The following is a 22228-nucleotide window of genomic DNA, read 5'->3' on the forward strand; positions in this document are numbered from 1 at the left end:
GCGCGGCTGCCTGATGCAAACGGCGTAGTCCGGGGTCGTCTTTTGCGCGATTGCTCCGGCGGGGCCCGTTCTTACGCTCGCCCAAAGGGAGCCGGAGGGATGATCATCGTGGAGATCGACGAAGTCGCGGCGCGGGTGGTTCGCAGCTACTGGGCGCTCCTGCTGGTCATGACGGTGCTCCCGGTCACGCTGGTGGCGCTGCTGATGAGCGGGCAGGAGCCGGCGTCGGTCGCGAAGTCGCGGCTGCAGGCGAGCAGCAAGGCGACCGACGCGGCGCCGGGGGACGCGGGCGTGAGCATCGTGGTCAGCCAGGTGAAGGCGTTCGCGACCGGCGAGACCCTGCTGACGCGGGTGCTGCGCGAGCAGCGCGTGGACCGGACGACCGTGAAGACCGCGAAGGCGATCGAGGTGACCGGGCTCGGGACCTCGACGGTCGTCGAGCTGTCGGTGAAGGACGCCGACCCGGTCGTCGCGCGGAAGCTGACCGACGCCATCGGGGCCGCGGTGGTCCGGGAGATCAACGCGTCCAACCAGGGCTCGATCAAGCAGCAGATGGACGAGATCGACAAGCGCGTCCGGGAACTGGAGCGCAAGCTCGGGCCGCTGTCGCGGCGCGCGGGCGCGCAGCCGAACCCGGACATCGGCGCGGCGAACGAGCGGGAGCGGGTGCAGGCGGAGCTGGCGGATCTGCGCTCGAACCGCTCCGACCTGCAGACTCAGCTCACGTCGGCGGGGACGGCGTCGGTGGTGCAACCGGCGGTGCTGGCGCCGAAGTCGGATCCGACGGTGATGATGTCGGCGATCGCCGGGCTGGTCGGGCTGATCGGCGGGATCCTGATCGCGGTCGTGATGGAGATGGTCCGGCCGACGATCCCGGGGCAGCGGCGGGTCGCGCGGCGGCTCGGCGCGCCCCTGCTCGGCTGGGCCGACCAGGGGCCGGCGCGGCTCGCGGACACCGGGCGGCGCGTCCGGCTGGCCGCGAGGAAGGAGGGCGTCGGGCGCGTCACGGTGGTCGGGGCGCCCGGTCCGCTGCCCGCCTCGCTCGTGTCGTCGGTGGCGTCGGCGGTGTACGGGGACGAGACCAAGCTCGTCTCCGCCAAGGCCGCCCAAGCCGCCAAGGCCGCGCAGGCCGCGAAGCCCCGGCCCGAGAGCGGGGCGCCGGACGACGAGCCCGGCGCGCCCGAGGGCGGCGGGCCATCGCTCAACAGCGGCGGGTCCGGCGGCAAGAAGAGCACGTCGGTGGTCCGCTCGGGCGGCACCGCCGTCATGGCGAAGAAGTCCGGCGAGGTGTCCCCGTCGGAGATCACCCAGCCGGTGCCGTTCCGCCAGCTGTGTCACGTGCACGCGTTCGAGGACATCGACCCGGGCGCGGGCGACCTGGTCGGCGTCGTCGTGGCGGTCGGGCCGGTGACGACGGTGGCGGGGCTGGAGACGGTCCGCGACCTGATCGCCGCGTCCGGCTGGCCGCTGCTCGGCGTCATCGCCACATCCCGCAAGATCACGAACCGGAAGCAGGGGTAGCGCATGAGTTCGTCCGTTCCGTTCACGATCCCGTCGCTCGCCGGCGAGGTGTCCGACGCCGTCGTCAAGGTCCTCGACTCGGGCTGGATCACGACCGGGCCGCAGACCGCCTCGTTCGAGCAGGAGTTCGCCGACTACCTGGGCGCGGCGCACGTGGTGAGCGTCGCGTCGTGCACGACCGCGCTGGAGCTGTGCCTGCGCGCGCTGGACCTGCCGCCCGGTTCGGCGGTGCTCACGCCGAGCCTGACGTTCTGCGGCGCGATCAACGCGATCCTGCACGCGGGGCACCGGCCGGTCCTCGTCGACATCGACGAGGACACGCTCGTGCCCAGCGCGGAGACCGTCGCCGCGGCGGCCGGGCGGTGCGAGGCGGCGGCGATGATCGTCCAGAACCAGGGCGGGTATCCGGTGGACGTCGCGGCGCTGGCCGAGGCGGCGGGGCTGGAGCGGGCGCGGGTCATCGAGGACGCGGCGCACGGGCCGGGCGCGGCGCGCGGCGGCAAGCCCGTCGGGTCGGAGTCGCACGCGGCCTGCTTCTCCTTCTACGCCACCAAGAACATGCCGATCGGCGAGGGCGGCGCGGTCGCGACGTGCGACGAGGAGTTCGCCGACCGGGTCCGCGCGATGCGGCTGCACGGGATGAGCAAGGACTCCTGGCGGCGGTACCTGCCGGGCGGGAGCTGGCGGTACGACGTGAAGACGGTCGGGCTGAAGGCGAACATGACCGACGTGCAGGCCGCGATCGGGCGGGCGCAGCTCGCCGCGCTGCCCGGCTGGCAGGAGCGGCGGGCCGAGATCGTCGCCGGGTACGACGCGGCGCTGGGCGGGCTGCCGGGGCTCGTGCTGCCGCAGCGGAATTTGGACGGCGTCCGGCACGCCTGGCACCTCTACCAGGTCCGCGTCCAGGACCGGGACGCGATCAGCGGCGAGCTGGAGGCGGCGGGCGTCGCGACGTCCGTGCACTTCATCCCGGCGAACCAGATGACCGCCTACCGGGAACTCCTCGGCGCGGACGAGTGCGCGCGGGTGCCGGTGACCGACCGGGTCGGCGAGGAGCTGCTGTCGCTGCCGCTGTACCCGGGGCTGACGGCCGACGGGCAGGACCGCGTCATCGCCGCGCTGACCGAGGCACTGCGGACCCGGGGCTGACCGTGCGACGGCTACTGCCGCGCCGCGACCCCGGCTGCGACCGGGACGTCGGCGTCCCCGCACCGGCCAGCCCGCTGGCCCTGCTCATGGGGCGCGACGAGGTGGACCTCGCCGGCCCGCGCGGGCGCGTGCTCGTGCGCGGCCGGCGGGTGCTGGTCACCGGCGCGTGCGGGGCCGTCGGGCGAGCCCTTTGCGACCAGCTCCAGCGGCTGGAGCCGGCGGAGCTGGTCGCCGTCACGGCCGCCGAGATGGACGTGCGCGACGCCGCCCGCGTCGACCGCGCCATCGCGGAGACCCGTCCCGACCTGCTGTTCCACACCGCGGCCCGGGACGGGCTCGCGGACGTGGAGGGCGACCCGTGCGGCGGCGTCGCCGACAACGTCCTCGCGACCCGGCATGTGATCGACGGCGCGGTGCGGCACGGGGTGCGGCGGCTGGTGTTCGTGTCCTCCGACCGGGCCGCCGTCCCGACCTCGGTGCTCGGCGCGACGATGCGGCTCGGCGAGCTGCTGCTGCGGACGGCGACGGGCGGCCCGACGTGCTTCGCGGCCGTCCGCGTCGGCAGCGTCATCGGCGCGGCCGGGCCGCCGCTGAGCGTGCTCGCCGACCTGATCGCGGCCGGGCAGGCCGTCATGATCACCCATCCGGAGGCGGCGCGGCACCTCATGACGGTGGAGGAGGCGGCCGGGCTGCTGATCGAGGCGGCGGCGATGGCGGAGGAGGCGGAGACGTTCGTCCTCGACATGGGCCGCCCCGTGCCCGTGATCGACCTCGTCCACCGGTACGCGCAGCAGCTCAGGCTGCCGGAGGTGACGATCAGGTTCAGCGGGCTCGGGCCCGGCGAGAAGCTCGCCGAGCAGGCCTTCGCCGACTCCGAGCGCCGGATCCGGACCGCGCACCCGAAGATCTGGGCGACCCGTCCCGCCGCACCGCCCGCCGGGCTCCCCCAGCTGCTGGACGCGCTGGAGGCGGCGGCCGGATCCGGCGACGCCGCCGCGGTGCGCCTCCTGCTCCGCCGGCTGCTGCCCGAATACCACCCGGTCAGGCGTCCCGGCCCGACCCTTCCGGCCCTGTGAGGTGTGCCCGTGAGTTCAACCAGGAAGCTCCGCGTCGCCACGGTGATCACCCGTTTCAACGGCGGCGCGGGCCAGGTCGCGCTGAACGGCGCGCTCGCCCTGCCCGCCGGTGAGTACGAGCGCGCGATCGTGACCGGTGGCGTCGGCATGGACAGCACCGCTGTGGCGGCCGGCGACGACGTCCGCTACGGGGACGACGCCGTCGCGAACGCCGCGCCCGGCGACCTCACCCCCCGCGCGCACGCCGCCGGGATGGAGATCGTGCAGGTCGGGCCGCTGGTGCCGCAGATCTCGCCGCGCGACGACATGGCCGCGCTGCGCACGCTGACGCGCGTCCTCGCGGAGGGGCGGTACGACGTCGTCCACACCCACAGCGCGAAGGGCGGCGTGATCGGACGCGTCGCGGCGGCCCGCGCGGGCGTGCCGCGGATCGTGCACACCTGGCACGGGTTCCCGTTCAACGAGTTCCAGTCGTGGGCGCGGCGACGCGTATACATACGGCTCGAAAAGATCGCGGCGAAGCGCACCGACGCGTTCCTCGCGATCGGGTCGGAGACGGTGACGACCGCGCTCCGCCTCGGCCTGACCACGCCGGAGCGGGTGCGGCTGTCGTGGCCCGCCGTGGACGTCGGCGCCTACGCCTCCGCGCCCGGGTCCCGCGCGCAGGCCCGCCGCCGCCTCGACCTGCCGCTCGGCGTGAAGGTCGTCGGGTCGATCGGGCGGCTGACGTTCCAGAAGGGCCCGGAGATCTTCGCGAAGGCCCTCGCGCGGCTGCCCGACGACGTGTTCGGCCTGTGGGTCGGCGGCGGCCCGATGGCCGACGAGCTGGAGCGGCTCACCGGCAGGCTCGGCATCGAGGAGCGGATGCGCTGGCTCGGGCACCGCGACGACGTCGCCGACGTGCTGCCCGCGTTCGACGTGATGGCGATGGCGAGCCGGTGGGAGGGCCTGCCGTGCGTGCTGGTCGAGGCGATCGGGGCGGGCATCCCGCTGATCGCGACGGCCGTCCCGTCCAACCAGGACCTGGTGCTCGCCGGTGAGACGGGGATGCTCGTCCGGCCGGAGGACCCGGCGGGGCTCGCCGGGGCGATCACGGCGCTGCTGGACGACCCGTCCGCCGCCGCGCGGATGGCGGAGCGGGCCCGGGAGCGGGTCGGCGACTGGTTCTCGCCCGCGCACCTCGGGACCGTCCTGGACGAGACCTACCGGGGGAGCTCGCAGCGCCCATGACAGCGACCATCGAGGCCCCGGCCAGGGCGCCTGCCGGTTCTCCGCCACCCCCGCTGAAGCGGCGGATGCGGTCGACGTCGGCCGTGCTGGTCGCGGGCATCGCCTCGCTGCCGATGCTGATGCCCGCCGGGCTCCCGCCCGGTCCGGGCAACACCGGGCTGCCCGATCTCGCGCTCGTCGGCGTCACCGTGGTGACGTTCCTGTGGGCGGGCACCCGGAAGCTGCCGATCCGGTGGCCGTTCCTGATCCCGACCCTCCTGACGATCATCGCGGGCGGTATCGCGGCCGTCGTCAACGACGCGGGCGCGCTCACCCTCGTCAAGGACCTGTTCGTGCTGCTGTGGGCGGTCAGCGTCGCCAACCTCGGCCGCGAGCCGGGACATCTGCGCCTCGCCCTCCGCGCGTTCGTCTGGATCGGCACGTTCTACGCGCTCGTGATGATCACCGGCTTCGTGCTGGGCCAGGACGCGCTGTCGGGCAAGCAGGTCGACGGCGAGCGCGCGATGTTCACCTTCGGCGACGCGAACTACGCGTCCAACTGGTTCATCTGCGTCTTCTTCATCGCCCGCGCGACGCGCTTCCCCGGCACGGCGTGGAAACGGTGGACGGTCTGCGGCGTCCTGCTGACCGCCGAGCTGCTGACCGGCTCCAACGGCGGCCTCCTCGCGCTCCTCATCGCGATCCTGCTCGGCTACCTGTTCCGGCTGTTCCGGGAAGGGAAGGCGCACCACGCGATCGCGGTCGCCTCGCTCGCGGTGTTCCTCGGAGGCGGCGGCGTCGCCGTCGTCACGACGGTCGACATCCAGCCGTTCCTGGACCGGGCCAGCGAGACGTCCCCCATCCTCCGCGACTCCATCGGCCGGACGACCGGCGAGAGCACCAACTCGCGCAGCACCGTCCTCGGCACCACGATCACCATGATCGAGGAGCAGACCCACCCGTGGGGCATCGGCGCCGGAGAGACCGAAGCGGCGATGCGGGTGCGGCAGGAGACATATGTGCGGGAGGCGCACAACGACTATGTCGCCGCCGTGCTGGAGCGCGGTTTCCTCGGCGGCGTCGCGCTGATCGTGCTGGTGTTCGTCCTGCTGCTGTACTGCGTGCGGATCGGGCGGCGGAACGCGCTGACCAGGGAGTACGCGCGGCTCGTGCCGCGCCCGGAACTGTTCGGCGCGCTCGTCGCCGTCTTCCTCATCTCGGGCCTGTTCTACGAGACGCTGCATTACCGGCATGGTTGGGCGTTCTTCGGCCTCATCGCCGCGCTCCATTTCTTCGGGCGTCGCGAACCCGTTCCTGATCGTGGGGTGACGCCCGGCAGCGCGTTGATCGCGCCACCTTCTCCGTCCAGGAAGAAGCGGTCCAAGAAGGAAGACCCGCCGCCCGACACCGCTGCGACGAGTGCGGCGCGGCTGCGACGGCGGCTGGTGGCGCTGGTGGCGGGGAACATGGCGGGACGGGTCGGGGCGCTCGCCTCGCTCGGGATCGCGACGATCATGGTGGCGCGGATCGGCGGGCCGCAGCTCGTTGGGGCGTTCACGCTGGTCAGGGTCCTGCCGGGGCTGCTGTGCCATCTGTCGAACGCCGGGCTGCCCGCCGCCGCGCCGTTCTTCCTCGCGCGCAAGGACTACGACCAGCGCCGGGTGCGGCCCACGCTCGCCTGGCTGACCGTGGTCGGCGCCTCCATCTCCGGTGTCGCCTGGCTGGCCCTCAGCCCGCTGTTCTTCCTGGTGTTCTTCAAGTCGTTCGGGATCTGGGTCACGCTCGCCGCCGCGATCCCGGCCTTCACGCAGGGCTTCGTGTCGGTCGGCAAGGGCCTGCTCCAGGGCACCGACGACCAGCCGGGCGCGAGCCTCGCCATCACGGTCGAGGAGTTCGTGTTCCTGCCGATCTACCTCGTCCTGCTGACCGGCTGGTACGGGCCCGGCGCGCTGATCGCCGGGCTGGTGCTCGCCGACCTCGCCGCCGCGGCGTGGATCGCGCGGCGGCTCGCCTGCCGCGGGTTCTTCTCCGGCTGGGGACGCCCCGACCGCAAGCTCGGCCGCACGATCACCGGCTACGGGTTCCGCGGCTACCTCGGCCAGCTCATCGACCTGCTGCAACTCCGGTTCGACATGGCGCTGCTCGGCGCGCTCGCCGGGCCGAAGGTCCTCGGCGTCTACACGGTCGCGAGCAAGTTCGCCGAGCTGGTGCAGCTGCCGGGGCTCGCGGTCAACTACGTCCTGTATCCCGACTTCGCCAAGGAGGACCGGGAGACCGCGACGAAACGGACGTCCCGCCTGATCCTCCCCGCGCTCGCCGTGTCGGTGCTCGCCGCGCTGCCGCTCGCGCTCATCGCCGGGACCGCGCTGCCGTGGGTCTTCGGCGACGTGTTCGACGACGCCGTCGTCCCCACCTACATCCGGCTCGCGGGCGTCGTCACGTTCGGCGTCACCGGGCTGATCATGGCCTACCTGTACGGGGTCGGCCGGCCCGGCGCCGCCTCCACCGGGCAGGGCATCGGCCTGGTCACCGTCGTCGTCCTCGGCGCCGTCCTGATCCCGGCGCACGGCGCGACCGGCGCCGCGGTCGCCACCTCGCTGTCCTTCGTCGCCACCACGGCCGCGCTGCTGGTCTGGTTCCAGCACGTCAAGAAGCTCTCCCTGACCAGCACCTCCGCCACCGATTCGCCGCGCACGACCAAGGGGTGACCATGTCCGACGACCATCCGGCGCTCGCGAGCCGTCCCATCGACCCGTCCGGCGGGGTCGCGCCGTCCCGGGGCCGCCGCGTCCTGGACGTCACGGGCGCGCTCGCCGGGCTGCTGCTGCTCAGCGTCCCGCTGCTGACGATCTACCTGCTGGTCCGGCTGACCAGCCGCGGTCCCGGCGTGTTCCGGCAGACGCGGGTCGGGCAGGGCGGGCGGCCGTTCGTCATGTACAAGTTCCGGACGATGCGGCAGGGCGTCGGCGGCCTCACCGTCACCGCCAACTGCGACCCGCGCCTCACCAAGGTCGGCAAACTGCTGCGGCAGTGGTCGCTGGACGAGCTGCCGCAGTTCGTCAACGTGCTGCGCGGGCAGATGACGCTCGTCGGGCCGCGTCCCGAGACCTACGACCTCGCCGTCCACTACGACGCGGACTCCCGGTGGATCTTCGACCACCGGCCGGGGCTGACGGGCGTCTCCGAGGTCCGGTTCCGCGACTTCGACGTCCTCGGGCCCGGCGAGGAGGTCGACCTCGTCAACTACATCGAACGGATCGTCCCGGCGCGGGTCGCGGTGGACGCCGTCTACCTGCGCGACCCGTCCCTGCGCGCCACATTCGGCGCACTGTGGGACACAGTCAAGCATGTCCTCGGCTTCACGCTGCCGCCGCTCAAGGACACTCAGCAGAAGCCGCAGGAGACCACGAGCGCGGCCCGCACCACGGCCGAGGAGCCCGGCTCCGCAGCCTGACCGAACATTCCGGGGAGCAAGCCATGGACGTCCAGGGTGTCCCGCGCAAGGTGTCGGCCATCACGGCCACGCTGCTGGCCGTGCTCGGTTTCCTCCTCTACCTGCGGGACCGGGCGGCCGACCACGAGCCCTACGACGGGCCGCTCGCCTCGCCCGGCGCGACCGGCGCCCGGTCCCCCGGCGGGACGCGCCGGATCGCGCTGAACACCGAGCCGTCCGACTATCCCCGGCTCAAGGAGCTCGGGTACGACCTGGTCGACGTGAAGGCCGACGCTTCGCTCGTCGCGGGCGTCCCCCAGGGCATGCAGGGGCTGCTGTGGGTCGGCAACTTCACCTGCGACGACTTCGAGCTCGGCTTCGAGGAGTTCCAGCGGGCCGTCCAGCGGTTCGGGCGCGACCCGAAGGTCTACGGCTGGTACCTGTCGGACGAGCCGAACCCCGGCGAATGCCCGGAGATCGCGAACGAGATCCGCCGCCGCGCCGCCTACGTCGAACGGCACGCGCCCGGCCAGATCTCGTTCATCTCGCTCACCGACTGGCCGATGAAGCCGCTCACCCCGGAACGCGTCGGCGTCGACCTGTACGGCCTGGACCCCTACCCCTGCCGCGGGTCGTCGAAGGCGCGCGAGCGCTGCGACATCGGCGCCATCGACCGGATGGTCCGGATGGCGGACACCGCCGGCATTCCGCGCGCCCGGGTAGCGCCCGTGCTACAGACTTTCGGGCAGAGTTGTTCCAGCGGCGACAAGCAGTATTGGCTCCCGACAGAGGACCAATTCCGCGAAATCCTCGCCCGCTGGGACCGTCTCGCGCCGCGTCCCCCGCTGGAGATCTCCTACTCCTGGGGCCGCCAGGACAAGTGGGCCTGTCCCACTCTCTCGGACGCCACCGGCGGCCCCCACCCCGATCTGCAGAGCCTCATGAAGGCCCGCAACCGGTCCCGCTGAGCGGGCTAATTCTCTCCCGATTTATCGGCCACGGCCGGATGGCCGGCCCCGGACGACGGGACGGGGAAGTCCATCGATCCGAGCTTCAGCGCCAGGACTTCCATCACACCGATGACAAGAACGAACGCGACGGCCAGCAGACCGAGCCGCGTCCGGCTCAAACCACGCACTCTTCAATCCCCCCAGACAAGCAGACCCGAAATCTAACACGAGGCGATGTTTAGCCCCATGTCAGACACGCCCTGCTTGCCCCTGGGGATTGCACGATCGGAGGTGATTCAGGTCACTTTCTTACTGGTGAGATTTGTGGCGCGGGCGTTGAGGCATTCACCGCTCGCCAGATCGAACGCGAAGTTGTGGGCCAGGCAGTGGATCTGGCCGTCGCGGACGACCGCGCCCACCGACAGGTCCTCCCCGGCGTGCGGGCAGTAGCGCGGGATGTCGTAGCGGGCGCCGTCGGAGGAGACGGTGATCCGCTCGGACTCGTCGCGTCCGGTCTCGTACTCCTCGACGGCCTCCAGCGCGGGCGCGTTGGCGTGCTTGAGCAGGCCGACCAGGTAGTCGTTGTAGACGTCGGGGTCGCGGTAGAGGCTGAGCCGGAACGAGATGAGCAGGTCCTCCCACGCCATCCGGCCGGCGATGACGCCCTCGATCCAGCGTCCGGCGGTGGTGATCCGGTAGTGCGGGCGGACGGCCTCGGACGCCACCGCGACGCGCACGCCGTCCGGGGTGAAGTCCACGTCCCAGACACCGCCGTTCGGGCCGGTGACCTCGAACCGCACCGTCATCGAGATCTGCCGCAGGAAATAGTCGCTGAGCCCGCCGAGATACTCGAAATGGGCGGCGAACCTGTCGAAAAGGCCGGGGCCCGGCTCCGGATTCATCGCCATCACCTCGGCGACGAAGGGCGCGCGGTCGGCCGCGTACCGCTTGAGGTAGCCGGCCCGGTCGGCGTCGGCGAAGGAGAACTCCGCCGAGACGGGATCGCGGGTGATCTCACCGGTGTCGAGGTCGATGGCGTCGCCGGGCTTGAACGCGTCCCAGCGCTGGTCCGGCAGGTGCTCGCGCAGCCATTCCATCGCCGCCTCGGGGTCGCAGAACGCGCCGTCCTGCTGGCCGAGCACCCAGTTCAGGTGGTCGACCTCCGCGTCCAGGAAGCAGGGCGGCCCGGCGAACGGGACCGCCAGCTCGGGCGCGGTCTGCCGGACGAGCCGCTGGATCGAGCGGAGCTTCGACACCCGCTTGTCCATGGAGATCTTCGCCATCTCCGCGGCCGGGTACTGGTAGCAGATCGGATGCCAGGACGCCCCGGACGCCTGCACGGCCATCAGGTCGAGCCGCCCGCCCGCGAGGTGCTTGGCGCGGCGGGCCTGCGCGGCGGTGAGCCGGGCGTCGTTGCCGTGCAGGATCCCGCGGCCGTCCGCGACGATGAGAAAGGCGGCGTCATGGCACATCGGGGAGAGTTCCGGAATCGCGGTGATCCAGGAACCCCGATTGTCCAGCGGGAATTTCTCCCAGGGCGTCAACTCGATTACCTGCCGGCCACCCGCGGCGGCGACCATGCGCTCGCGGAAGGCCGGTCCCGGATAGCGCGGAATGAGGATTCGGGTCCTGGCCGGAAGCCGGTCCAGCACCCACGGGTCGAAATGATCTAGGTGCTCGTGCGAGACGGCGAGCCAGTCCGCGTCCAGCAGCGGGACCGGATCCAGGTGATCGTTTCTCGGATACTGGTGCCAGGCTCCGAGAAAGGCCCCTGTTGGAGCGAGCCACGGGTCCGCGAGCAGGTGGAACGCGGACGCGTCCACCGCGACCCCCGCATGTCCGAGAAAAGTGACCTTCGGCATGTGCCGACTGTCCCTCCCGCGGGCCGCCGGCACACCCGCCGGAATGCGCAAAGCGGCTACGCCGTAGGCATGAAAGAAAAACGCCGGGACACGACAAGGAGAACTGACAATCCTGACCCGGACGCACTGTCAATCAGTAAAGTTCACCAGCTCCTGTGCGTGTCCGCTTCTGGACAGACAGTGGTCTGTTACGGCCATTTCCTGGACAGCATGCGTATCCGGGAGAGAACGTTTAGAACGGTGCATGAATAACGTACGGGGGGACCCATGGACATCGGGTGGTCTCGGTTTTCTCCGGCGGAACCTCCCGCGAGCGTGGGCACGCTCGCGGGCACAGGGCCTCGGAAACCAAGGCCCGGCGACGAGCTCCCCGCCGCCGGCGAAACAGCGAACGGCGAATCAGCGAACGGCGAATCGAAGAACGGCGGACCGCACGTCCTGTGGCGGCGGCGGCTCCGGCACGACATCCGCCACGAACTCGGCACGATCATCATGCTGGCCTCCGCCGTCGTCGTCGCGGAGGACGTCGGCCACACCAGCCGGGCCCGCATCGAGCAGCTGCTCGGCGAGACCCGGTGGCTCGACCACCTGCTGCGCCGCCTCGACGAGGACGCCGACGACGAGAGCGCCGACCGCCCGCCACCGACCCCGGAGCGGCTCCGGGTCGACGACCTCACCGCCGAGATCGTCACCGGGATGCGGCTCGCCACCCCGCACGAGTTCAGTTTCAGCGGCGGCGAGGCCTGGGCGCACATGGACCCCGTCGCCCTGTGGCGCGCGGTCCGCAACGTCCTCGACAACGCCTGCCGCGTCGCGGACGGGCGCGTCGACGTGCGGGTCGAGGCCGACCAGGGCTGGGTCGTCATCCAGGTCGACGACGACGGCCCCGGCTTCGGCGCGGGCTGGGGCACCGGGCCGCGCGGCCCGGAACGCGGCCCGGAACGCGGCCGGGGGTATGGGCGGCCGAAGCCCGCACGGCGCGGGCTCGCGTCGCTGGGGCTCGGGATCGTCCACGACCTGATCTCCGGGTACGGCGGCAGCCTGGAGATCCGCACCTGCGAGATGGGCGGGGCGCGCGTCCGGATCCTGCTCCCGGCGGCACCGCCCCCGGGAACGGCCGGCCTGCACGCCGATCCGCACGCCGACGACTGGCGGCCCCATCCATGAGAATGGTCATCTGCGACGACCACGCGGTCTTCGCCGAGTCGCTGTCGCTTGTCCTGGCGGACGCCGGGCACGCCATCGTCGGGGTGGTCTACTCCCCCGCGGACGCGATGCCGCTGCTCCGGATCAGGCAGCCCGACCTGTGCCTGATCGACCTGCAGTTCCCGTCCGGCACGGCCCTCGACTGGATGCCGAGGCTGCGCGCCGCGTCCCCGCACACCAGGTTCGTCGTCCTCACAGGCTTCCTTGAGCAGCCGGTGCTGGACGCGGGCATCAAGGCGGGCGTGCGCGGGTTCGCGCACAAGGGCCAGCAGGCCGGCGACATCCTCACCGTGCTGCGGCGCGTCGCGGACGGCGAGGTCGTCACCGACCAGCCCGTCCGGCACGGCGCGACGCGGCCCCGCAACCAGGCGCAGCGCGTCGCCCGGTTCCTCACCCCGCGCGAGCGGGAGGTCCTGACACGGCTCGCGCGCGGCGAGTCGACACAGGCGCTCGCCAAGGCGATGGGGGTGACGCGCAGCACCGCGCGCAGCCACGTGCAGAGCGTCCTCAGCAAGCTGGGCGTGCACTCGCAGCGGGAGGCGGTGATCGAGGCGGCCAGGCACGGTCTCGTCAGCGTGGAGACCGGGGAGTGGCTCGCGGGCTGACCCCCTCCGCAAGGGGTGCGTCTAACGGACGGCCGAATCCGGCCCTTTCAGGGTCCGGGCCGGACACGTTAGCGTCCGTCTTGCAGAGGAGGTTCCCATGCCTCAACGGCGAGGCGCGCTGCCCATCACCGACGCCGGGGTCGTCGACTGCGCGGACGCCTACGCGCGCGGCGTCCCGTTCGACCGGCTGGAACGGCTCCGGGCGAAGACCCCGGTCGTCTGGCTGGACGGCCGCATGGCCGACCGGCCCGGCTCCTGGGCCGTGCTGCGCTACGCCGACGTCCACCACGCCCTCACCCGCCCGGAGCTGTTCGCGCCGCAGGGCGACGGCATCCTGCACGGCCCCGTCACCGCCGACCTCCCGGACGCCGACGCCGCTCCCGACAAGCCCGCTCCGCCGCCCATCGACATGGACCCGCCCGCCCGGGCGATGCTCGCCCGCGTCCCGTACGGCGAGACGGTCGACTTCGTCGGCGAGGTCGTCCGCGACCTGCCCGAAACGCTGCGGAACACCCTCACCGGCGGCCTCTACGCGCTGCTCCGCCACCCCGCGCAGTACGCCCGGCTCCAGGAGGCGCGGTCGGACGAGCGGCTCCTCGACGGCGCGGTCGAGGAGATGCTGCGCTGGTGGACGCCCGTCCTCCAGGTCTGGCGGATCGTGCAGCGCGACACCGTGATCGGCGGCGTGCCGCTGCTCGCGGGCGAACGGGTCACGCTGTGGCTCGTCTCCGCGAACCACGACGACGAGGTGTTCCCCGACCCCGGGCAGTTCCTGCCGGACCGGTTCGTCCGGGGCGCCCGGTCCCATCTCTGCTTCGGCTTCGGGTTCCACGCCTGCCTGGGCGCGCGGCTGGCCCGCGTGCAGCTGCGGGCGCTCCTCGACGCGCTGCTGGAACGTCCGGGGCTGCCGCAGATCGTGGGCGAGCCGGTGATGCTGCGCTCCAACGCCCGCCACGGGTTCGAGCGCCTCCCCGTCCGATGGACCGGATAGGTGGCCGGTCCGCCCGCCGCGGGTACGTCCCGAGGAGTACGGACGCTCACTCCCCACGGCCGACGTGGGCCCTGACCTCGATGACTTAACGTGCAGACATGAGCACTTCAGCGCCCCGCGGCCCGGTCCGGTACCGCTGGCCGACCCCCGCCACGTGGCCGGTCTGGGTCGTCCCGGTGCTGCTGGCGTTCGTCCAGGTGTTCGGGTCGCTGGGCGCGCAGCACGGCGGCGGGCCGCGGGGGTCGGGACCGCCGTGGGCCGACGATCAGGGTGCCGGAGCGGGTTCCGGCGCCGGCCACGCCGACCTCGACCCGCTCGGGTTCGGCCTGCTGCTGGCGGGCCCGTCGCTGCTCCTGCTTCGCCGCCGGAACCCGGTGTTCACGCTGGCGGCGGTAGGGGCGGTGACCGCGCTGTACCTGCTGCGCGCCTACCCCTACGGGCCCGCGCCGTTCTCCCTGGGCGTCGCGATGATGGCCGCCGTCGTCGCCGGGCACCGGCTCGCCGCCTGGGCCGGGACGGCCCTGGGCCTGGCCGCCTTCTTCGGCCTGTCCGTGCTGATCGGCGTCCCGGCGGAGGAGCGCGGCAGCGGCTGGTTCACGCCCGAGAGGCCGACCCTCGTGGCCGCGACGTTCGTCACCGCCTGGGCGCTGGTCGTGCTCGTCACGTCCGAGCTGGTGCGGATGCGCGCCCAGCGGGCCGCCGAGACGGCCCGCACCCGCGCCGAGGAGGAGCGCCGCCAGGCCAGCGAGGAACGGCTGCGGATGGCCCGCGAGCTGCACGACGTCCTCGCCCACAACATCTCGATGATCAACGTGCAGGCGGGGGTGGCGCTGCACCTGATGGACGAGAACCCCGAGCAGGCCCGGACGGCGCTCGCCGCCATCAAGGAGGCCAGCAAGGAGGCCCTCACCGAGATGCGCGGCGTGATCGGCGCGCTGCGCTCGCAGGGCGAGACCGCGCCGCGCACGCCCACCGCGGGCCTCGGCGGGCTGGACGACCTGCTCGCCCGCGCCCGCTCCGCCGGGCTCCGGGTCGACGCCGAGATCACCGGGGACCGCCGCCCGCTGCACGCGGGCACCGACCTCGCCGCGTTCCGGATCGTCCAGGAGTCGCTGACGAACGTGAGCCGCCATGCCGGTCCGGGCCCGGTGACGGCGCGGGTCGGCATCGCCTACGGTAAGCACGAGATCGTGGTGCAGGTCGACGACGACGGCCAGGGGGTGTCCCTCCTGGACGACCCCGGCGGCAGCGGCAGCGGGATCAGCGGCATGCGGGAGCGGGCCGCGGCGCTCGGCGGCTCGTTCGAGGCGGGACCGCGGCCGGGCGGCGGGTTCCGCGTCCGCGCGACGCTCCCCCTGGAAGCGGCACCGGAGGCGGCGCCTGAACCGGACCGGCCGGAACCGGACGGTGCGTCCGCCGTGAGAGAGGACTGACCCGACATGCAGGTCTCTGGTGGCTCGCCGGACGCGCGAGACTCGATGATCAAAGTGCTGCTCGCCGATGACCAGGTGCTGGTCCGGGCCGGTTTCCGGGCACTGCTGGACGCGCAGCCCGACATCGAGGTCGTCGGCGAGGCGAGCGACGGCGAGGAGGCCGTCGCGCAGGCGAAGCGGCTGCGCCCGAGCGTCATCCTGATGGACATCCGCATGCCGGGGCTGGACGGCCTGGAGGCCACCCGGCGGATCGCCTCCGACGACCGGCTGGACGGCGTCAAGATCGTGATCCTCACCACGTTCGAGCTGGACGAGTACGTGTTCGAGGCGCTGCGCGGCGGCGCGAGCGGGTTCCTCGTCAAGGACACCGAGCCGGTCGAGCTGATCCACGCCGTCCGGGCCGTCGCGGCCGGGGACGCGCTGCTGTCACCGTCGGTGACCCGCCGCCTGATCGCCGAGTTCGCCGCGCGGGCCAAGGAGCCCGCGCCCTCGCCGCGGCTCAACGCACTGACCGAGCGGGAGCGGGAGGTCATGGCGCTGGTCGGCGAGGGCCTGTCGAACGAGGAGATCGCGGCCCGCCTCGTGGTCAGCCCAGCGACCGCGAAAACCCACGTCAGCCGGACGATGGTGAAGCTCAACGCGCGTGACCGGGCACAACTCGTGGTGTTCGCCTACGAATCCGGGCTGGTCAAACCCGGCTGGCTACCCTAGAAATCCTTGATGAACAATTTTCGTGCCCGGTGGTCGCACAGGTCACGGTCGGCGCGAACGGCCGGACGAAAACTGTTCAGTCTGGGATGATTCACTGTTGTCGTTCTTTCGGTCATGGCAGGGTGGACGGCATAGACCGTCGTTGACGTGAGGGAGTCCGGTGCCGAGCGACACGAGGATCCTGGCCGTCGACGACCGCGAGGAGAACCTGACCGCCCTCGCCGCCGTGCTCGACGCGCTGCCGGTGGAGGTCGTGCCCGTCATGTCCGGGCAGGCCGCGCTGAAGGAGCTGCTGAGCGACGACTTCGCGCTGATCCTGCTCGACGTCGTCATGCCCGAGATGGACGGGTTCGAGACCGCGGGCCACATCAAGTCCCGGCCCCGCACCCGCGACATCCCGATCATCTTCCTCACCGCGGGCGGCGAGGCGGGCGAGCAGGCGTTCCGCGGTTACGCGGCCGGCGCGGTCGACTACCTGACCAAGCCGTTCGACCCGTGGCTGCTGCGCGCGAAGGTGTCGGTGTTCGTGGAGCTGCACCGCCGGAACCTGCAGCTCAGGCGGCAGGCGCAGCTGCTGCGCCAGACCCTCGCCGAGGGCGACGGGGAGGCGGTGCTCGCGGGCGGCGGCGAGCGGCTGCTGTCGGCGCTCGACGAGCGCGTCAAGCTGATCGAGGAGGACGTGGCCCGGCTGCAGGCCGGCGAGCCCGCCGCCGACCTCGACGCGCACGTCGCCGACCTCCGCCTCGCCCTGGACGCCCTGTCCCCCGGCGGCTGACCCGGCTCAGCGGGCCGCCATCACCGCCGCAGCCGGAAGCGCCGCCGCGTAAGCCGCGGCGTCCGTCTGGAGCTTGCCGCGCAGGATGAACGCGCCCACCAGCACCGCCGCCACGACCAGGACCACCGCGATCGTCACGACCACCAGCGTCTTGCGGCGCTCCGCGTGCCCGGCGGCGTCCGCGGGCCCGCCCCGCAGGGACGGCGGAGGCGGCTGCTGCCAGTTCGCGTACTGCTGCGGCTGCTCCCACGGCGGAGGCGTCTGCGGCGGAAGGCCCGGCTGCCGGCCCTGCGGATGCGGCTGGGAGGGCGGCGGCGCCCATTCGGTCTCCGCGAACGTCCGCGCCTCGGGATCCGTCCCGGGACGGGGCGGCTGATAGTGCGTCCCGTTCTGCGACCGCCCCTGGCTAGGGTTCGGAGTTTGGCTCGGCTTCGGAGTTTGGCTCGGCTGCTGCCCCTGACTCGGACTCTGGCCCTGGCTCGGATTCGGTCTCAGGGGCCGGTTCGTGGGCTGGAACCGGCCGGGGTCGCGGCGGGTCGGCGGGTTCAGATCGTCCGGGTCGAGGACGGTCTCCGACGCGTCGTCCGTCCGGGTGGGCAGGAAGCGGCCGGACGGCTCGTCCGCCACCGTCTCGTCGGCCTGCGCCGCCGGCGGGGGCAGCATCGCCACCCGGGTGAGCAGCGGATGCGCCTGCGCGGCGGTCATCCGGTGCACCGGCTCGCGGGCCAGCAGGCCGTCCAGCACGTGCGCGAGCGGGCCCGCGTTGCGCGCCGGCGGGACCGGCTCGGTCAGCGCGGCCTGCAGCGACGCCATCGCGTCCGACCGCTCGTAGGGGGAGCGGCCCTCGACGGCCGCGTACAGCGTGGCGCCGAGCGCCCACAGGTCGGAGGCGGGCACCGCGCGCTCGCCCTGCGCCCGCTCCGGCGGGATGTAGGCGGGCGAGCCCATGACCAGGCCCGTCTGCGTGAGCGTCGTGTCGCCCTCCACCTGCGCGATGCCGAAGTCGGTGAGCACGACCCGCCCGGTGTCGGTGATCAGCACGTTGCTGGGCTTGACGTCGCGGTGCAGGATGCCCTTCTCGTGCGCGTGCCGGAGCGCCCCGAGCATCTGCAGCCCGATGTCGGCGACCCGGCGGTGCTCCATCGGCCCGCGTTCGAGGAGATCCTGGAGGGAGGGGGCGAGGACCAGCTCCATCACGATCCAGGGCCGGTCCGACTCCTCGACCACGTCGTGGACGGTCACGACCCCGGTATGGTTCAGCCGCGCCGACGCCCGCGCCTCCCGGAACGTCCGCTCGTACAGGACGCCCCGCTCGCTCTCGTTCAGCCCGGGCGGGAGCACGACCTCCTTGACGGCGACCTCGCGGTCCAGCATGACGTCGAAGGCGCGCCACACGGTGCCCATGCCGCCCCGCCCGACGACCGAGTCGAGCCGGTAGCGGTTACCGAGCAGACGTGGCTGTGCCATGGCTAGAGGGTCCCCCCACTGGTCATCCCACCCCTGAGGGACGGAACGTGTCGAGCACATTCTTCACGAGTGCCTCGTTCGCGTTCCACTGGGACGCGGGAACCGCAACCACAACAGCATAGGGGCGCCCATCGACGATCACACCGCGATCGCGCGCCCGGGTGATACCGCCATCGCGCCACCACGAGAACTCGATGTCTGCGGCGGGCACGCCACCGACGCTCGTCCGTTCGATCTCGCCGATCCGGCGGAAACCCGTCAGTTTCCCGTCGGCGATGGCCTCCCGCTCCCAGGTGACCCAGTGCTCGTAGGGGTCGCCGGACCATTGCGTCCGGTCGACCTGCACGTAGGCGCTGGAGTCGGGGTCGAGCCAGATGACGCTCTTGCCCTGCTCCGACCGCCGCCAGCCGGGCGGTACGCCGATCGTGAAACCGGGGCCGCTCGCCCGGACGAGCCCGTCCGGGAGCGGCGCGGCGCCCGTGCCGGGAGAGGGCGCAGGCGAGTTGGACGATGCGGGCGTCGTGGGCGAGTCCGGGACGGACTGCTCGGTCGCGGGCGGGGACTGCTGCGCCGCGGCCTGCCCGCCGCCGGACGGCCCGTCCGGCCAGATGAGGAACCCGGCGACGGCCAGGACCGCCGCCGCGGTGACGGCCCCCGCGAGGATCGGCAGCACGGGCGACCGCTTCCGCGCGGGGACGGGCGCCGTCCACTGCCCGCCAGGCTCCGGCACGGGCACAGGCACGGGCACAGGGACCGGGACGTGAGTCGTGTTCAGGCCGGTCGGCGCATCCGACAGGGTGTGGTGGGCGGTGGTGGCGAGCGTCGCGGCCTGGCCGGAGGCGATCGCGGTGAGGGCCTCCTCGGCCTGGTCGCCGCTCATCCGCCGGACCGGGTCGCGTTCCAGCAGCCCGGTGAGGACGGGCGCGAGCGGCCCCGCGTTCCTCGGCGGCGGGACGTCCTGCGTCATCACCGCCGCGAGCACCGCCATCGGATCGCCGCGGTGGTGCGGCGCCCGCCCCTCCGTCGCGGCGTAGAGGGTGGCGCCGAGGGCCCACAGGTCGGACGCGGGGATCGCCGGGTCGCCGTTGACGCGCTCCGGTGACATGTACGCGGGCGACCCGATGAGCAGCCCGGTACCGGTGAGCGTCGCGTCCCCGGCCACCTGCGCGATGCCGAAGTCGGTGAGGACGGCGCGGTCGCCGTCAGCGACCAGCACGTTCGCGGGCTTGACGTCGCGGTGCAGGATGCCGATCGCGTGCGCGGCGCGCAGCGCGCCGGCGATCTGCCGCCCGATCGCGGCGGCGCGGGCGGGCGGGAGCGGGCCGTCCTCGTCCACGATCTCCTGGAGGGAGCGGGCCGGGACGAGCTCCATCACGATCCACGGCCGGTCGTCCTCGTCGACGACGTCGTGGACGGTCACGACGCCCGGATGGTTCAGCCGCGCGGAGGCGCGGGCCTCCCGCAGCGTCCGGCGGTGCCGGTTCGCCCGCTCGGTGTCGTCCAGCCCGGCGGGCAGGACGACCTCCTTGACCGCGACCTCCCGGTCGAGGGTCTCGTCGCGGGCCCGCCACACCGTGCCCATCCCGCCGCGTCCGACCACGGATTCGAGCCGGTACCGGCCCGCGAGAACGCGACCTGCCATCAGACGCGGGTCTCCTTCGGTCGTCGCCGGCCGTCGCCGGGTCGTCGTCAGTCGTCGGCGGGCTTGAAGAAGCGGTAGACGGGCTGGAGGTCGGCGTGGACCTTGGCCCAGTCCTTGGCGGGGGCGCAGAGGAGGATGGCGTAGCCCTTCCCGCTCTTGACGAACCCGCGGTTGAGGATGCGCATGCGGCCGCTCTTGCCGTCGTAGGTGAACTCCCAGTCGGCGGAGTCGTCGCCGTCGCCGGTGTCGGGGACGGGCGGCTGGTCGCCGGTCGGCGCGATCCTGATCTTCTCGTAGCCGGGGAAGCGCGGCCCGTTGCGCTCCTGCCGCTTCCAGTCGTCGATGGCGCTGTCGCTGGGGTCGTCGGTCTGGTCGATCTGGAGGTAGATCTTGCGGTCGGGCGAGTAGAAGAAGTCGCCGCCCGCCTTGCGCTCGGGGCCGCTCCAGCCGGCCGGGACGGGCACGGAGTAGCCGCTGCGGTCGTCGTGCATCCGGAAGCCGGCGGGGAGCCCGCCGCTAGGCGGGCCGCTGGGTTTCGCCGAGGTCGCCGGTGCGGACGGGCTCTTGGACGACGTGGTGGTCGCGCCCTGCTTGCGGGCCGGCTTCTTGCCGCCCTCGTCCCCGCCGCCGCTCGCCAGCGCGATGCTCGCGACGATCACGATGACGATCAGCGCGACCGCGGCGACGATCAGCACGTTGCGGTTGGAGGCGAGCGTGGGACGCCCGGCCGGATGCGTCGTCGGCGGGAAGTGCGTGGTCGTGTCGGCCGGTGGCCTGTCGCCGGACGGCGAACCGTGCTGGAGCGACCCGTGACCGGACGGCGCCGCGCCCGCCGTGGGCTGCGTGCGCTGCTGGCGGGAGCGCCAGGACAGGACGCGGTCGGGATCGGGCGTGGTCTCGCCGGGCCCCGCCTTCGCGCCCCGCCCGGCGCCGTCACCGCTCTTGCCGGTCCGGCCGGGCCGGGTGGCGGGCCCGGCGGTGCCCGCCGCGGCGGCCGGGATGTCGAAGCTGGTCAGCTGGTCGGGACGGGCGCCGGGGGTCTCGGGACGGGGCGCGCCGCCGCCCGGGTCGACGCTCGTCGCGCCGCCGGGGTCGTCCATCTCCGCCGGGATCGGCTCGTCGGGCGCGTACGTCTCGGGGTACGGCTCGGCGTAGGCCTCCGCGAACGCGTCGGAGGTCGTCATCTGGGAGCTCGGGAGCTCGTCTGCCGAGTACTCGACGGCCATCGTCCGCTGGTTGTCGACGGACTCCCGGCGGACGATCTCGTCCAGCAGCGCGCCCGCCTCGATCGCGCCCATCCGCTCGTCGGGGTTCTTGTGCAGCAGGCCGTCGATCACGGGGATGAGGCGGCCGCCCTTCTCCGGCGGGTCGGGCTCGTCGGAGATCACCGCGACCAGCGCGGCCATCGGCTCGGGCCGCTCGAACGGCGACTTGCCGTTCACCATCGCGTACAGGGTGACGCCGAGGGACCACAGGTCGGACGCGGGGCCGGCGACGCGGCCGCGGGCGCGCTCCGGCGCGATGTAGGCGGGCGAGCCCATGACCAGGCCCGTCTGGGTGAGGGTGGCGTCGCCGGAGGCGGTGGCGATACCGAAGTCGGTGAGCACGGCGCGCTCGCCCGTCCGCCCGGCGCCGGTGATCAGCACGTTGCTGGGCTTGACGTCGCGGTGCAGGACACCGGCCTGGTGCGCGGCGTGCAGCGCGGCGAGCATCTGGCGGCCGATCTCGGCGGCGCGGTGGACCTCCAGCGGCCCCTCCTGCTTGATCACCTGGTCGAGGGAGCGGGCCCGGATGAGCTCCATGATGATCCAGGGCCGGTCGTCCTCCTCGACGACGTCGTAGACGGTGACGACGCCGGGGTGGCCGAGCCGCGCGGCCGTGCGCGCCTCACGGAACGTGCGCTTATGGTGTACGGCGCGTTCCTCATCGGTGAGACCATGCGGGAGGATGACCTCCTTCACCGCGACGTCACGACCGAGGACCTCATCGTGCGCCTGCCAGACCGTCCCCATGCCGCCGCGGCCGACCTGGGTGACCAGGCGGTAACGGCGGGCGAGCAACCGCTCACCGGTGGGTTCACTTGGCATATCCGCGACCATATCGACTTTTGCTGACAACCTTGGACCGAGCTTGCAAGCCACATCCCCCTACCCGTACGACGCCCGGCTCTACCTGGAGGTTCGCCGCCCCGAAGGTCG

Annotated in this window: 18 protein-coding genes; 13 read left to right on the top strand and 5 right to left on the bottom strand. The window is 72.8% G+C overall.

The features are described from left to right. The first annotated feature begins 99 nt into the window (after positions 1 to 99). Genes ACH34S_RS03055 through ACH34S_RS03085 form a run of 7 tightly spaced genes read left to right on the top strand, consistent with a single transcriptional unit; the run spans position 100 to position 9356 of the window. On the top strand, positions 100 to 1521 hold the full coding sequence (locus ACH34S_RS03055; RefSeq protein ID WP_395950813.1) for a hypothetical protein: 1422 nt from the start codon (positions 100 to 102) through the stop codon (positions 1519 to 1521). 3 nt (positions 1522 to 1524) lie between these two features. Further along, positions 1525 to 2670 (top strand): DegT/DnrJ/EryC1/StrS family aminotransferase, encoded by a 1146-nt coding sequence (locus ACH34S_RS03060; protein ID WP_395950814.1) that lies wholly within the window; start codon positions 1525 to 1527, stop codon positions 2668 to 2670. A gap of 2 nt (positions 2671 to 2672) precedes the next feature. Further along, complete coding sequence (locus ACH34S_RS03065; RefSeq protein ID WP_395950815.1) at positions 2673 to 3746, top strand: polysaccharide biosynthesis protein; 1074 nt, start codon at positions 2673 to 2675, stop codon at positions 3744 to 3746. Between the two features lie 9 nt (positions 3747 to 3755). Beyond that, entirely contained in the window at positions 3756 to 4976 is a 1221-nt protein-coding gene (locus ACH34S_RS03070) for a glycosyltransferase (protein WP_395950816.1), read from the top strand. Further along, a complete protein-coding gene (locus ACH34S_RS03075; RefSeq protein WP_395950817.1) occupies positions 4973 to 7663 on the top strand; it encodes an oligosaccharide flippase family protein in 2691 nt (896 codons plus the stop codon). Before ACH34S_RS03070 ends, ACH34S_RS03075 begins: the two co-directional genes overlap by 4 nt. Positions 7664 to 7665: 2 nt before the next feature. Beyond that, on the top strand, positions 7666 to 8409 hold the full coding sequence (locus ACH34S_RS03080) for a sugar transferase (protein ID WP_395950818.1): 744 nt from the start codon (positions 7666 to 7668) through the stop codon (positions 8407 to 8409). Between the two features lie 23 nt (positions 8410 to 8432). Beyond that, positions 8433 to 9356: a hypothetical protein gene (locus ACH34S_RS03085; protein ID WP_395950819.1), complete on the top strand. Its 924-nt coding sequence runs from the start codon at positions 8433 to 8435 to the stop codon at positions 9354 to 9356. 5 nt (positions 9357 to 9361) lie between these two features. Here the strand turns inward: ACH34S_RS03085 and ACH34S_RS03090 are convergent, their stop codons facing one another. Then, positions 9362 to 9526, bottom strand: a complete 165-nt coding sequence (locus ACH34S_RS03090; RefSeq protein WP_395950820.1) for a hypothetical protein — start codon at positions 9524 to 9526, stop codon at positions 9362 to 9364. 108 nt (positions 9527 to 9634) lie between these two features. Further along, entirely contained in the window at positions 9635 to 11200 is a 1566-nt protein-coding gene (locus ACH34S_RS03095; protein ID WP_395950821.1) for a Rieske 2Fe-2S domain-containing protein, read from the bottom strand. A 315-nt stretch (positions 11201 to 11515) separates the two neighbouring features. Here ACH34S_RS03095 and ACH34S_RS03100 point away from each other — a divergent pair, with 315 nt between their 5' ends. The 6 genes from ACH34S_RS03100 to ACH34S_RS03125 all read left to right on the top strand — a co-directional run bounded on the left by ACH34S_RS03100 (position 11516) and on the right by ACH34S_RS03125 (position 16921). Beyond that, positions 11516 to 12367 (top strand): sensor histidine kinase, encoded by an 852-nt coding sequence (locus tag ACH34S_RS03100; protein WP_395950822.1) that lies wholly within the window; start codon positions 11516 to 11518, stop codon positions 12365 to 12367. Next, the gene (locus ACH34S_RS03105; RefSeq protein ID WP_395950823.1) at positions 12364 to 13011 is read left to right on the top strand and encodes a response regulator; all 648 of its coding nucleotides are present in this window, start codon (positions 12364 to 12366) and stop codon (positions 13009 to 13011) included. Before ACH34S_RS03100 ends, ACH34S_RS03105 begins: the two co-directional genes overlap by 4 nt. Positions 13012 to 13108: 97 nt before the next feature. Beyond that, complete coding sequence (locus tag ACH34S_RS03110) at positions 13109 to 14002, top strand: cytochrome P450 (RefSeq protein WP_395950824.1); 894 nt, start codon at positions 13109 to 13111, stop codon at positions 14000 to 14002. 98 nt (positions 14003 to 14100) lie between these two features. Then, positions 14101 to 15435: a sensor histidine kinase gene (locus tag ACH34S_RS03115; RefSeq protein ID WP_395950825.1), complete on the top strand. Its 1335-nt coding sequence runs from the start codon at positions 14101 to 14103 to the stop codon at positions 15433 to 15435. 45 nt (positions 15436 to 15480) lie between these two features. Beyond that, positions 15481 to 16146, top strand: coding sequence for a response regulator (locus ACH34S_RS03120; protein ID WP_395951427.1), 666 nt, complete (start codon positions 15481 to 15483; stop codon positions 16144 to 16146). 160 nt (positions 16147 to 16306) lie between these two features. Next, positions 16307 to 16921 carry a two-component system response regulator gene (locus ACH34S_RS03125; RefSeq protein WP_395950826.1) on the top strand — a complete coding sequence of 205 codons (615 nt, stop codon included), beginning with the start codon at positions 16307 to 16309 and terminating at the stop codon, positions 16919 to 16921. 6 nt (positions 16922 to 16927) lie between these two features. Here the strand turns inward: ACH34S_RS03125 and ACH34S_RS03130 are convergent, their stop codons facing one another. From ACH34S_RS03130 to ACH34S_RS03140, 3 genes are read right to left on the bottom strand one after another with little or no spacing between them, the layout of a single operon-like run. After that, positions 16928 to 18388 (bottom strand): protein kinase, encoded by a 1461-nt coding sequence (locus ACH34S_RS03130; RefSeq protein ID WP_395950827.1) that lies wholly within the window; start codon positions 18386 to 18388, stop codon positions 16928 to 16930. Positions 18389 to 18410: 22 nt separating this feature from the next. Then, on the bottom strand, positions 18411 to 20030 hold the full coding sequence (locus ACH34S_RS03135; RefSeq protein ID WP_395950828.1) for a protein kinase: 1620 nt from the start codon (positions 20028 to 20030) through the stop codon (positions 18411 to 18413). Positions 20031 to 20077: 47 nt separating this feature from the next. Beyond that, positions 20078 to 22117 (bottom strand): serine/threonine-protein kinase, encoded by a 2040-nt coding sequence (locus tag ACH34S_RS03140; protein WP_395950829.1) that lies wholly within the window; start codon positions 22115 to 22117, stop codon positions 20078 to 20080. Positions 22118 to 22228: the final 111 nt, after the last annotated feature.

It is taken from the genome of Actinomadura sp. 3N508, assembly GCF_044326375.1.
Classification (GTDB): Bacteria; Actinomycetota; Actinomycetes; order Streptosporangiales; family Streptosporangiaceae; genus Spirillospora.